Consider the following 11841-nt stretch of genomic DNA (forward strand, 5'->3'; position numbering starts at 1 on the left):
AAGCTTTTTTGAAGATCATCAATCAGGTATGAGGTCGTAAATAAATCGTTATCAAGAACCTGTTGCATATCCAGTTCTTTATCCGACAAGAGTTCAAAACCATAGTCATTAAAAGCAAGAGAAAAAGTAATTGGAGATAGCAGGCTAATTCTGTAACTAAGTAAACTACCCATCGCCTCATGAACAAATCTGCCTTCAAAAGGATAAAAAATATGATGGTATCCCTCCTGGGTTTGAAAGGTTTCTACTAAAAATTCATCGGGCTTAGGTACTATACTTTCTAACTGTTGTCTGGAAAATATTGTTTTAAGAGCCCTAATTTCCGGGGACTGCTCTTTTTCATTCAATTGTGCTGAGTAAAGCTCTTCTCTCAGCAATTTTGACATTTGTGCAGATAGTGTTAATCTACCGCCCATCCATGCCGGGACCTTTGAAGATTTTTTGGATGAATTTCGCACGTGAGCCTGCATTTCCTTTATACGGATAAATTCCAGATTTCTCCCCGCAAAAGTAAATACATCACCCGGCTTTAATTTTGAAATGAAATATTCTTCAATGGTGCCAATATAACCTCCTTTTTGATAACGAACAGTAATATTTGCGTCACCAACAATGGTGCCTATCTGAAACCTATGCCTCATGGCAACCCCACGATTGGTAACTTTGAATTTTCCGTTTTCATCTACCTCTACTTTTTTGTATTCATCATAGGATTGTAAACTCTGACTTCCCAATACGATAAAATTTAAAAGCCAGTGCCAGTCATCGACTGTAATACTTTGATAGCAAAAAGTTTGCTTAATTTCCGGAAAGATCTTGTCCGGTAAGAAACCATCTGAGACTGCAAGAGTTATTAAGTATTGAACCAATACATCAAAACTATTGAGATAAGGAAGTCTGTCTTCAACTGCTTTCTTTTCTGCCGCTTGTTTCAGCGCTGAAGCTTCCACAAGTTCAATGGCATGGGTAGGAAGGAAATATATAACACTTTCTTCTCCTGGCCTGTGACCACTTCTTCCCGCCCGTTGCATAAACCGGGCAACACCTTTTGGTCCACCAATTTGGACTACTGTTTCCACTGGTGCGAAATCTACACCGAGATCCAGACTGGATGTACAAACCACAGCTTTTAAGCTTTCATTTCTTATAGCTTGTTCCACCCATTGCCTTGTTTTCTTATTTATACTCCCGTGATGCATGGCAATTTCGCCTGCTAATTCCGGATGTTTTTCAAGGATTTTTTGAAACCAGATTTCACATTGACTTCGGGTATTCGTAAATAGCAGGGTTGTTCTGCTATTATTTATTATTGGAATAACTTCATCGAGCAAGCGGAGACCCAAATGCCCCCGCCATGGGAAAGTTTCCATTTCTTTAGGAATTATACTCTTAACGGTAATCTTTTTTTTAAGATTGGCTCTTATCATCACAGAATTTTGATGAGCAGAAGATTCCGGACCCAGCAGTACTTCCCTGGCCTGCTCAAGATTGCCAATGGTGGCAGAAATACCCCAAATACGTATATCTTTTGCAATTCCTTTAAGTCGTGATAGCCCAAGTTCTGTTTGAACCCCTCTTTTAGTACCCAGCAATTCATGCCATTCATCTACCACAATAGCAGAGCAGTTCTTAAAAATTGCATCATATCCTTTTGTAGCCAAAAGCAACTGGAGACTTTCAGGAGTAGTGATAAGCAGGTCGGGCATTACTTTCCTTTGCCTGGCCCTTTCGGCAGTTGTGGTATCTCCGGAGCGTATATTCACGGTAAGTGGAATATCTAAATCGCGGATCACTCTTTCTGCGGATTGCTTTATTTCCTGTGACAACGCCCTTAAGGGAGTAATCCAAATGGCTTTAAGACCTTTTTTATGTTTTGTCTTGTAATCAGGGTTGTTTTTAAGATAGTTTAAGATTATAGGAAACCATAGTGCATAGGTCTTACCACTCCCCGTAGGGGCATTTAGCAGACCGTGTTTCCCCTCTAAAAAGGCCGACCAGGTTTTTAATTGAAAAGGGTGAGGCTTCCAGTCTTGTTGCCTAAACCAATCTTCTGCCAGATTATAAAGTTGTTGTTTTGTCATTCTTTCCCTTCTGGCTTTTGATTTTTATGGGTAATAGTTTACTCCTAACAGATACTTATCTTTTCAATGTCCTGATTTTTTATATAGGATTGTTCCCTAACTGTTTGAGATTTTGCTTTCTACATATATTGAGGCCGTGAATAGCTCAGTGAATTTACAAATTTCTCTTTGAAACCGATCGATAATATAGAATGTCAAATGGTGTAATTTGTTAAATATTTTGAATGTTTGTTAAAACTATAACCTTTAAAAAAAGTATCTTTGTAGCTTATAAAAGTACTGTTTTATGCCTATAATAGATTTATACTTTCATAGTGAACATCGTCGAAATTTAGCACATTTTGCTTCTCTGGCATCTCTTGCAGCTGTTGATGGCGAGGTTAATCCCAAAGAACAGGGTTTATTAGATCGTTTTGCCCTTAAACTTGATATTACCAATGGGGAATACAAGGAGGTTATGAAGAAATCTAACAAATATCCCATAACTCCGTCTAACAGTTTAGAAGATCGCCTGGAACGATTATACGATCTATTTAAATTAATCTATGTAGATCATCAAGTTGATGATGAGGAAATGGTATTGCTAAAGAAATACGCTATTGGATTGGGTTTCCCAGTTAAAAAAGCGAACCGCATTATAGAAAAGTCTGTGGCCATTTTTAGTGGAAGATTTAATTTTGATGATTATCTATATATCCTAAAGCATTAGCAGAAGGAAATATAAAAAGAAAGTATTACTTGTTTTGTTGGTCTCTTTGTCTGGCCATAAATTCTTCCGCTTTTTCTACCATTTTTGGGCTACCGCAAATGAAAGGTACACGTTCGTGTAATTCTTTTGGTTGTATTTCCATTATTCTTTTATACCCATCACTCGCTTTTCCATTCGACTGTTCTGCAATAAATGCCATTGGATTACATTCGTAGAGTAGTCGCAATTTACCATTAGATGCAACGCTGCTTTTAGGATACAAATAAATGACACCCTTTATCATATTTCTGTGAAAGTCTGAAACCAGAGAACCAATATATCTTGATGTGTATGGCCTGTCTTCCTCTTCCAATTGACAGTATTTAATATAATCTTTTACACCTTGGGGAAAATGAATATAGTTACCTTCATTCACCGAATATATTTTACCAGTTTCGGGATACTGCATATCCGGATGGGATAGATAGAATGTGCCAATAGCCGGATTTAGTGTAAATCCGTTTACTCCGAATCCAGTTGTATAAACAAGCATGGTTGAGGTGCCATAGACTATATAACCGGCAGCTACCTGGTTAATGCCTGGCTGAAGAAAATCTTCAAGGGTAACAGGAGTTCCAACGGGGGTAATTCTTCTATAAATAGAGAAAATAGTACCTACAGATACATTTACGTCAATATTGGAGGAACCATCTAAAGGATCAATCAGGACAACATATTTGTTCTGATGCAGTTCATCACTGCTGTTAACACTGATGAAATCATCTTCTTCCTCTGACGCTATGCCACAGACTATTTCCCTGTTTTTTAGGGTTTGTATAAATATTTCATTCGCCATCACATCCAGTTTTTGCTGATCTTCACCCTGGATATTTGTATCCCCTGCTGCGCCGAGGATATCCACAAGCCCTGCCTTATTCACCTCGTGGTTTACTACCTTAGAGGCTAAACGAATTGCGTTTATCAGTCTGGAAAATTCCCCTGAAGAGTATTGAAATGAAGCCTGATTTTCAATGACAAATTCACCAAGAGTTTTATATTTTTTATCCATAAAAAAGGTTGTTTATATGAGTACAAATATCGGTTATTTTGTTAAACTATAAGGTTTTCCGGACCTCTTAGTTGTTTAAATTTATAACTTTGTGTTTTATTTGTAACAATTATGGAATATCAAATCAGGGAAGCAGTGGCAGAGGATATGCCCGCTGTTTTGGAATTAATAAAGGAATTGGCAAGTTTCGAGCGAGAGGCGCATGCTGTTGAGATGACAACAGAGCGACTGGTGAAGGATGGTTTTGGGAGTGAAAAATTATTTCAATGTTTTGTGGGGGTTATAGATAAGAATGTTGAAGGAATGGCCTTGCTATATCCCAGGTATTCAACCTGGAAAGGCCCTGTAATACATTTGGAAGATTTAATTGTTTCAGAGGCCTTCCGGGGCAGTGGCCTTGGCACAGCCCTTCTTGACGAGGTTGTAAAATTTGGAGCCAAATTAGGCGTTAAACGTATATCGTGGGATGTACTCGACTGGAATGATCCGGCCATTGAGTTTTATGAAAAGAAAGGAGCCAAGGTATTGCGCGATTGGGATGTGGTGCATTTAGATGAAAGAGGGATTCAGGAATATTTAAGCAAGTTATGAGAGTATTTAAGTTTGGAGGAGCATCGGTTAAGGATGCTGAGGGAATCATTAATTTAGTTAAAGTCCTTAAAGAGACTGGTCATCAGAATACGTTTTTAGTGGTTTCGGCAATGGGAAAAATGACCAATGCAATGGAGGCTGTGGTTAAGGCGTATTTTGATAAGCAGGTGGGATTAAAAAATGCTTTGGACGAAGTGGTTTTATATCATCAAACCATACTGGAGGCCTTATTTGAAGATAAAAAACATCCGGTTTATCAAAAGGTTAATCTTCTTTTTGAAGAAGTGCGGGGCTTCTTAGCATGGAACAAATCTCCGAATTACAGTTTTGTTTATGACCAGGTAGTGGGTTATGGTGAATTACTTTCAACTACCATAGTGAGCATGTATTTGAATGAAGTAGGTATAAAAAACTACTGGATGGACATTCGGGATTTTATTAAGACCGATGACAACTATAGAGATGGCAGGGTAAACTGGGAAAAAACACAAGGGTTAATTTCAAAGGGTGTAGAAGAAAACAAATTATACATTACACAGGGATTTTTGTCAAGTGATGATAATAATTTTACCACAACACTCGGCAGAGAAGGTTCAGATTATACAGCTGCTATTCTGGCCTATTGTCTCAATGCCAATTCTGTTACCATATGGAAAGATGTTCCCGGTGTTCTTAATGCAGATCCGAGGTATTTTGAAGAGACAAGTCTTTTAAACAAAATATCTTATCGCGAGGCTATAGAACTGGCTTTTTATGGGGCTTCGGTAATCCATCCCAAGACCTTACAGCCGCTACAGAGAAAGGAAATACCATTGCACGTAAAATCGTTTATTAATCCCCGGGATGCTGGCACCACAGTTGGCAAAGGTATAGGGATTGAACCCGAGATACCTTGTTTTATTGTTAAGAAGAACCAGGTGTTGATGAAGCTCTCTTCCCTGGATTTTTCATTTATTGTTGAAGACAGTATAGGTGACCTCTTTAAATTACTGCACGATTATAAAATGAAGGTAGACCTTATACAAAATTCCGCAATTAGTTTTTCCGTTTGTGTAGATAACAAATATAACCGACTTAGTGATTTATTGGATCAACTGTCTGGTAAGTTTAAGGTAGTCTGTCATGAAGATGTTTCTTTGTATACTATCCGACATTTTAATACAGAGGCCATAAAATCTTTACAGAACGGGAGAGATGTTCTTTTAGAACAGCGCGGAAAGGAAACCTTGCAAATCGTGGTAAAGCAATAAATTAAAAGCAGTTTTTTACTATGTTAAAATAAGGGGCTCTCCTCTTGATTTTCCTATATTTACTTATATATAGTTGCGTAATCTATGGGTTTAGTCACTGCAAAAGAAGTAGCCAAGGCAATAAATCTCCAGCGATATGGTTTTTTGGGAGCGTTTATGGGATGGATCCTGGTAAGGTTAACCAAATTGTCTGATATTAATAAGTTTTATGACAAGCATAAGGAATTAGAAGGGCCTAAATTCCTGGAAGCCATCCTTGAGCATTATGAAATAAACTTTGAAATTCCGGAAGATGATTTTAAGAGGCTTCCTAAAAATGGAGCCTACATTACTATAAGCAATCATCCGCTGGGAGGTATTGATGGGGTTTTACTTCTAAAGTTGATGTTGCAACAAAGACCGGATTTCAAGATTATTGCTAATTTTTTACTTCACAGGATTGAGCCACTGGCGCCCTATATTATGCCTGTGAACCCTTTTGAAAACCACAAAGATACCAAAAGTAGTATTGCAGGTTTTAAAAACGCTTTGAACCATTTAAGGGATGGACATCCCCTGGGTATTTTCCCGGCAGGAGAGGTATCTACCTATAAAGATGGGAAACTTATAGTTGACAAGCCATGGGAAGAATCGGCATTAAAACTGATTAGAAAGGCCGAGGTGCCTATAGTTCCCATTTATTTTCATGCAAAGAATAGTAAATTATTCTATCATTTATCAAAGTTCAACGATATCTTCAGGACGGCTAAATTGCCTTCTGAAGTTACTACACAAAGGAACAGGGCTATCAAAGTAAGAATAGGCCAACCTATTACGGTCCAAACCCAGAAGGAACATGCAAGCTTAGAGGAGTTTTCAGAACTGTTGCGTAAAAAAACATATATGCTTGCAAATGCATATGAAAAAGAACGTTTAATAGACCAGATACCCACCACTTTAAAAATACCAAAACCTCCAAGAAAGATAGCCAGTGAAATAAGGACGGAGGTAATACAAGGCGAATTAGAAAAATTAAGAGAGAAGGATTGCCGCTTATTAGAAAGTAAGAATTATGAAGTGTTTTTGGCCCAGGAAAAGGATATGCCTTTTATTCTTAAGGAAATAGGAAGACAAAGAGAACTGACATTCAGGGCAATAGGCGAGGGGACAAACAATTCTATTGATCTGGATAAATTTGATTATTACTACCACCATTTGTTTCTGTGGGATAATGCCGAAAAGAAAATAGTGGGTGCCTATAGGATGGGGATGGGTTCGGAGATTTTTAAGAACTATGGTATTGACGGGTTCTATTTACAGGATCTGTTTGGGTTTGAACCTGAATTATATGGAATGATGCAGCAATCCATTGAAATGGGCCGTGCCTATATAGTAAAGGAATATCAACAAAAACCAATGCCTTTGTTTCTGCTTTGGAAAGGCATAGTTCATACTACATTAAGGCATCCCGAACATAAATATTTAATTGGTGGAGTTAGCATAAGCAACCAATTTTCAAATTTTTCCAAGTCCCTGATGATAGAATTTATGAAATCAAATTATTGGGATCCATATGTAGCACAATATATCAGGCCGAAAAAGGAATTTAAAGTGAAATTAAATGATGCGGATAAGGAATTCATATTTGATGAGACCGAAGCTGATCTTAACAAATTTGACAGGCTAATAGATGAAGTAGAACCCGGTAGCCTGCGATTACCGGTACTCATAAAAAAGTATATTAAACAAAATGCCCGGGTGGTTGCATTTAACGTTGATCCCTTATTTAATAATTCAGTGGACGGCCTTATGTATATAAAAATTGCAGACTTACCTGAAAGTACGGTAAGGCCGGTGATGGAAGAATTCCAGGCAGAGTTGGAAAGAAAACTTACCGAAAATAGTGGGACTACCTAGTTCATTTCCTTTTCTGCAAATTGTTTACAAAAATCTCTTATCTCATTTCGTGCTTTTAAAAATGCCGCATGCTTTTCTTCTTCTGTTCCAATTACTTTAGAAGGGTCAAAAAAGTTGTGATGGATCCTTTTTGCGTCCTTTGAAGGAATATAGGGGCAGTTTTCCCTGGCATGGTCACAGACAGTAATTATAAAATCCCAGGAGATTCCATCGTATTCATTTACATTATTTGAGGTATGCGACGAAATGTCTATTCCCCCCTCTTTCATTATAGACACTGCCCCTGGATTCAGTCCGTGCGTTTCAATTCCCGCACTGTATATTTTGGCTTTCCCATTTAGTAGTGTATTGAGATAGCCATGTGCCATTTGACTTCGGCAGGAGTTGCCTGTACACAGTACCAAGATATTTTTCATGCTAATTACTTTTTAAGTTTTCGATTTAAAATCTTTTAATTGATACCAACAATTTTACTTCGTCTTTCAAATAGCAAATTGTCTTTCCAAATTCCGTCTAACCGGCCTATCCTTTCGCGTTTACCTAAATAGCGAAATCCAACTCTCTCATGAAGTTTGATGCTACCCGTATTTTCGGGAAAAATACCCGATTGCAAAGTCCAGAAACCTTCTTTTTCACTAGTGGTAATAAGTTCTTCCATAAGAAGTATACCAATGCCTGAATTTTGTGCGTTGTCGGCCACATAAACACTTACTTCAGCTACTCCTCCGTAAACACACCTGCCAGAGACGGGAGATAGCGCTGCCCAGCCTAAGACCTTATCATCTCTTAGAGCTACTAACCTGCAACTTGAAATATGATTGCCATTCCATTGCTCATAGGAGGGAATCTCTTTTTCAAATGTAGCAAAACCTGTATCAACCCCTTGCTTATATATTTGAGCAATTGCAGGCCAATGCGCCTCAGACATTTCTAAAATTAAAAGGCTTGGCCTGGTTAAATGGATTCTGGACATCTGGGCTATATTATGGAATTACTAACAACAACCTCCACCGGGAGAACAACAGGCTTCTTTCTCTGCATTAATTTCAACAGGTACACTGCATTCTTCCTTCGCCTTACAATCGGTTTTTTCCACGGCCAGTTTAATAAGTAAACGATCTTCAAGAATTTGGTGCCCTTCAATAAATAACTGTGTGGTGTGGAAGTTAGCATTGCCATATTCAATCTTAAGCTCGGCTTCTAATTCCATAGGTCTAATTCCGTTTACCCTGTTAAGAATTTGAAGTGCTTTAGAAACAGTCATATACCTTGTTTTGTCTAATTCGTCAGGACTTTCCCAGAGTTGGACTATGGTTTCTTTCCAAAAATCAGTTCCCGCACCACAATCAACAGAGTCAACTATGATATTTTTTACCTCAGTAAGGTGATAGTTAGCCCCCACTATTGCCCCTTTGTTGTAGTCAAATACTAATTCTTTATTTCCGCTTTCGTTCAATAACGATAAAAATTCTTTTGTTTTCATTAGGTCGTTTTTAGCAACAGTTTACATTTGTTTTATCAAAGAAATCATTTATTAAGGCGAGTATTTCCTGCCATTTCTTTTGGTTGATACAGTAACAAACCCTTTTACCGCTTATTTCACCCTCAATTAAATCAATACTCTTGAGTTCCTTTAAATGCTGGGAAATGGTAGGTTGTGCAAGCCCTATTTCTTCGACAATATCATTACAGATACAGTCTTTCTGACTACTAATATGTTGTAAGATGGCAATCCGGGCGGGGTTGGCCAATACCTTTAAGATAATCGCCAGTTCATTTTGTGCGGCAGTAAATATTTGCGTTTTGGTGGCACCCATTACATATTTATATATTGCAATATTACGATAATAATATATAAATAGAAAGCCGGATTGCAGAAATCCGGCTTTTTATTTATAAACTTTTAAACCAGTCTTGAAAGAATTCACCTATCAGAAGTACGGGCTTATCAGAGATGTTGAATGCCCCAATTAGGCTAATTAGCCATAAGATGAAAACAAAAATCCAACCGATAAAATTAACAAAGGGTATCCAGGATATTATTAAACCCAAGATATAGATACCCAATGTCTGCCTGATATAAAACGACCCTAACAATGTCTTGTTATTACTGTTCATAATTAGTGCAATAATCCATCCAATTATAGTTAAATGTGAAATAATGGCGACATTACGGCCCGAATCCGGATTTTCTTCGCTAAAAGTTCTTTTGGCATTTTCCTTGAATTCGTTGGTGGCTTTTTTTGCTTCCTCAGCAAATTCACTGGCAGATTCTTTGGCCTCTTCAGCAAATTCCTTAGCTTTCTCTTTGGCTTCCTCAGCAGATTCCTTAGCTTCTTCAGCAAATTCCTTGGCTTTCTCTTTGGCTTCCTTTGCAGTTTTTTTGGCTTTTCCTTTAGCTTTATCAAAGGCGCCTTCTGCTTTGTCTTCGGGATCCTTATTTTCTTCTGACATGTTTATAAATTATTGGTTAATGTACTTTTAAATGTAATAATAATATTTGGTTCAAAGAAATGCCTTATCTACTGGTTCCCAAAGCTCTAACTTATTACCTTCAGGATCAAGAATCCATCCGAATTTGCCGTATTCGTATTCTTCTATTTCTCCTACCACCGTTACACCTTCTGCTTTTAATTCCTTCAATAATTCTTCTAAATTTTCTACCCGAAAATTCATCATAAACTCTTTTTTGCTTGGTTTAAAATAGGAGGTATCTTGCCTGAAAGGACTCCATTGTGTAGAACAATCGTTGCCTGCCTTGTCTTTCCACCAGAATGTACAACCATATTGGTCTGTATTTAACCCCAAATGATTTTTATACCAGTCCTTTATTTTGTCAGGATCTTTGGTCTTAAAGAAAAATCCACCTAAACCCGTTACTCTTGTTTTCATAATATTTTAGTTATTTTTTCCAGGCCTGTTCATAAAGATTTATCCATTGTTTAGCTGTCATCTTTGTTACTAATTCGCCTATTAATTTATAGGGAATATGGTCTATGTTTTTAAAACGAATACAGCTTTTACCCATATCTAATTTGGTCTTTACATATTTGGGATATTCCGTTACAAACCAGTTTAATAAATCTTTATCGCTATAAATCCCCATATGATAAAGGGCTATGAAGTTTTTTTGTGAGGCAATATTTATAAATGGCAAAGGGAGCACAGGATTACAATGGTATCCGTCCGGATACAGTGAATGCGGTACAACATAACCTATCATGCCATAGCTCGTAACTTCCTCAAAACCCCCGGGAAGGTTTTTTAAGATAGTTTCGCGCAATTTCATTATGGGCTGTATTCTGTCCTCCGGCAGTTCGGAAATATATTCTTTTGGTGTCTTGGCTTTTGATTGCATAGCTGTTTTATTTTCGCTGTAGTAGTAGAGTAGATAATAATGAAACAACAAAACCAATGCATAATACGGTAACACTCATTAACATGGCCATGAAGACACTGCTGTATTCAGGGATTGTTCCTTCATAGCCATCTGCACGCATCATCGCCTTATATTCCTCAAAAAAACCGGGGTTAAGTACTGTGGTGTAGATATAATCTGCAATTGCAATACCAATGGCGATGATAAGGGCAATGAGTATACCTATAAGCAGGGCCTGGCCAAAACTTACTTTACCATTATTTTCTATATCCCTGTAGTGTTTTATCCCAAAGAAAATAAAAAAAGAGGAAAGTGTCATGGTTACATATCCGATGATAACCTGGATGGAAGATTCAAGCTCCTTCCCAAAGTAGAGGACCAAAAGGAAAACGAGCAGCGCAAAGAAAAACCCGTAAGCACCAAATTTAAATACCGTGTTTTTCATGATCTGGTTTTTTATGTTGGTTCAAAACTAAAAAGGAGGGGTAAAAAACAATTCATACTAAAATACTAAATTGCTTCTTTTGTTGTTTGAAAAATCACTAATTAAATGATGTTCATTGATTTAGCGCTTCGGATTACCTGTGCTCGCCGTTTCGCGTTCGGCTTTATCAGGATATTGGAGACATAAGTTTTAATGGCGCTTTTAGAATTCCTTGTGGTTCATAAATTTATCCCCAATCACTGGGAAATATTATATTTATAAAAGCAAATCCTTTGTTACTCGCAGGAAATAATGAAGGGCAGGGCAGCATTTTTTAGTTACTTTTTTTGTTTTTTTTGCCCTTTTTGTCATCCTTATTAATAATATTTTGGACAGCCTTTCCAGGAACAATTCTGGTAAACCCATGAATTAATCCTTGAACAATATAATTAATTGGTGAGCG

The 11841-nt window shown here is 37.5% G+C and carries 14 protein-coding genes; 4 read left to right on the plus strand and 10 right to left on the minus strand.

Annotation, left to right across the window (positions count from 1 at the left end; genetic code table 11):
• Positions 1-2081: ligase-associated DNA damage response DEXH box helicase (locus tag WBN20_RS10255; RefSeq protein WP_424281613.1), on the minus strand; the 2081-nt coding region annotated here is incomplete at its 3' end.
• A 286-nt stretch (positions 2082-2367) separates the two neighbouring features.
• Between WBN20_RS10255 and WBN20_RS10260 the strand changes: the two genes are divergently transcribed.
• Positions 2368-2790 (plus strand): TerB family tellurite resistance protein, encoded by a 423-nt coding sequence (locus tag WBN20_RS10260; protein ID WP_424281614.1) that lies wholly within the window; start codon positions 2368-2370, stop codon positions 2788-2790.
• Between the two features lie 25 nt (positions 2791-2815).
• Here the strand turns inward: WBN20_RS10260 and fbp are convergent, their stop codons facing one another.
• Positions 2816-3838 (minus strand): class 1 fructose-bisphosphatase, encoded by a 1023-nt coding sequence (fbp, locus tag WBN20_RS10265; protein WP_424281615.1) that lies wholly within the window; start codon positions 3836-3838, stop codon positions 2816-2818.
• Positions 3839-3949: 111 nt separating this feature from the next.
• Between fbp and WBN20_RS10270 the strand changes: the two genes are divergently transcribed.
• The 3 genes from WBN20_RS10270 (at position 3950) to WBN20_RS10280 (ending at position 7575) form a co-directional block, all read left to right on the plus strand.
• Positions 3950-4429, plus strand: coding sequence for an N-acetyltransferase family protein (locus tag WBN20_RS10270; protein WP_424271049.1), 480 nt, complete (start codon positions 3950-3952; stop codon positions 4427-4429).
• On the plus strand, positions 4426-5679 hold the full coding sequence (locus WBN20_RS10275; RefSeq protein WP_424281616.1) for an aspartate kinase: 1254 nt from the start codon (positions 4426-4428) through the stop codon (positions 5677-5679). The genes WBN20_RS10270 and WBN20_RS10275 overlap by 4 nt, the downstream gene beginning before the upstream one ends.
• A gap of 84 nt (positions 5680-5763) precedes the next feature.
• Positions 5764-7575, plus strand: coding sequence for a GNAT family N-acyltransferase (locus tag WBN20_RS10280; RefSeq protein WP_424281617.1), 1812 nt, complete (start codon positions 5764-5766; stop codon positions 7573-7575).
• Here the strand turns inward: WBN20_RS10280 and WBN20_RS10285 are convergent.
• From WBN20_RS10285 to WBN20_RS10320, 8 genes are all read right to left on the minus strand, one after another.
• Positions 7572-7991 carry an arsenate reductase ArsC gene (locus tag WBN20_RS10285; RefSeq protein WP_424271835.1) on the minus strand — a complete coding sequence of 140 codons (420 nt, stop codon included), beginning with the start codon at positions 7989-7991 and terminating at the stop codon, positions 7572-7574. The genes WBN20_RS10280 and WBN20_RS10285 overlap by 4 nt on opposite strands.
• A 35-nt stretch (positions 7992-8026) precedes the next feature.
• Positions 8027-8548 (minus strand): N-acetyltransferase family protein, encoded by a 522-nt coding sequence (locus tag WBN20_RS10290; protein WP_424281618.1) that lies wholly within the window; start codon positions 8546-8548, stop codon positions 8027-8029.
• A 21-nt stretch (positions 8549-8569) separates the two neighbouring features.
• Complete coding sequence (locus WBN20_RS10295) at positions 8570-9058, minus strand: DUF6428 family protein (protein ID WP_424281619.1); 489 nt, start codon at positions 9056-9058, stop codon at positions 8570-8572.
• Between the two features lie 10 nt (positions 9059-9068).
• Entirely contained in the window at positions 9069-9392 is a 324-nt protein-coding gene (locus WBN20_RS10300) for an ArsR/SmtB family transcription factor (RefSeq protein ID WP_424281620.1), read from the minus strand.
• A gap of 76 nt (positions 9393-9468) precedes the next feature.
• Positions 9469-10029: a YtxH domain-containing protein gene (locus WBN20_RS10305; RefSeq protein WP_424271839.1), complete on the minus strand. Its 561-nt coding sequence runs from the start codon at positions 10027-10029 to the stop codon at positions 9469-9471.
• Between the two features lie 51 nt (positions 10030-10080).
• On the minus strand, positions 10081-10467 hold the full coding sequence (locus WBN20_RS10310) for a VOC family protein (RefSeq protein ID WP_424271840.1): 387 nt from the start codon (positions 10465-10467) through the stop codon (positions 10081-10083).
• Positions 10468-10477: 10 nt separating this feature from the next.
• Positions 10478-10933 carry a DUF1801 domain-containing protein gene (locus WBN20_RS10315; protein WP_424281621.1) on the minus strand — a complete coding sequence of 152 codons (456 nt, stop codon included), beginning with the start codon at positions 10931-10933 and terminating at the stop codon, positions 10478-10480.
• 7 nt (positions 10934-10940) lie between these two features.
• Complete coding sequence (locus WBN20_RS10320; protein ID WP_424281622.1) at positions 10941-11399, minus strand: DUF4199 domain-containing protein; 459 nt, start codon at positions 11397-11399, stop codon at positions 10941-10943.
• Positions 11400-11841 lie beyond the last annotated feature (442 nt).

It is taken from the genome of Eudoraea sp. (assembly GCF_049665975.1).
In the GTDB taxonomy this organism is placed as follows: domain Bacteria; phylum Bacteroidota; class Bacteroidia; order Flavobacteriales; family Flavobacteriaceae; genus Eudoraea.

Coding starts and splice junctions, on each gene's coding strand:
- fbp (WP_424281615.1), bottom strand. CDS start 3,838: ATGGATAAAAAATATAAAACTCTTGGTGAATTTGTCATTGAAAATCAG.
- WBN20_RS10270 (WP_424271049.1), top strand. CDS start 3,950: ATGGAATATCAAATCAGGGAAGCAGTGGCAGAGGATATGCCCGCTGTT.
- WBN20_RS10315 (WP_424281621.1), bottom strand. CDS start 10,933: ATGCAATCAAAAGCCAAGACACCAAAAGAATATATTTCCGAACTGCCG.
- WBN20_RS10280 (WP_424281617.1), top strand. CDS start 5,764: ATGGGTTTAGTCACTGCAAAAGAAGTAGCCAAGGCAATAAATCTCCAG.
- WBN20_RS10320 (WP_424281622.1), bottom strand. CDS start 11,399: ATGAAAAACACGGTATTTAAATTTGGTGCTTACGGGTTTTTCTTTGCG.
- WBN20_RS10275 (WP_424281616.1), top strand. CDS start 4,426: ATGAGAGTATTTAAGTTTGGAGGAGCATCGGTTAAGGATGCTGAGGGA.
- WBN20_RS10285 (WP_424271835.1), bottom strand. CDS start 7,991: ATGAAAAATATCTTGGTACTGTGTACAGGCAACTCCTGCCGAAGTCAA.
- WBN20_RS10260 (WP_424281614.1), top strand. CDS start 2,368: ATGCCTATAATAGATTTATACTTTCATAGTGAACATCGTCGAAATTTA.
- WBN20_RS10300 (WP_424281620.1), bottom strand. CDS start 9,392: ATGGGTGCCACCAAAACGCAAATATTTACTGCCGCACAAAATGAACTG.
- WBN20_RS10295 (WP_424281619.1), bottom strand. CDS start 9,058: ATGAAAACAAAAGAATTTTTATCGTTATTGAACGAAAGCGGAAATAAA.
- WBN20_RS10310 (WP_424271840.1), bottom strand. CDS start 10,467: ATGAAAACAAGAGTAACGGGTTTAGGTGGATTTTTCTTTAAGACCAAA.
- WBN20_RS10290 (WP_424281618.1), bottom strand. CDS start 8,548: ATGTCCAGAATCCATTTAACCAGGCCAAGCCTTTTAATTTTAGAAATG.
- WBN20_RS10305 (WP_424271839.1), bottom strand. CDS start 10,029: ATGTCAGAAGAAAATAAGGATCCCGAAGACAAAGCAGAAGGCGCCTTT.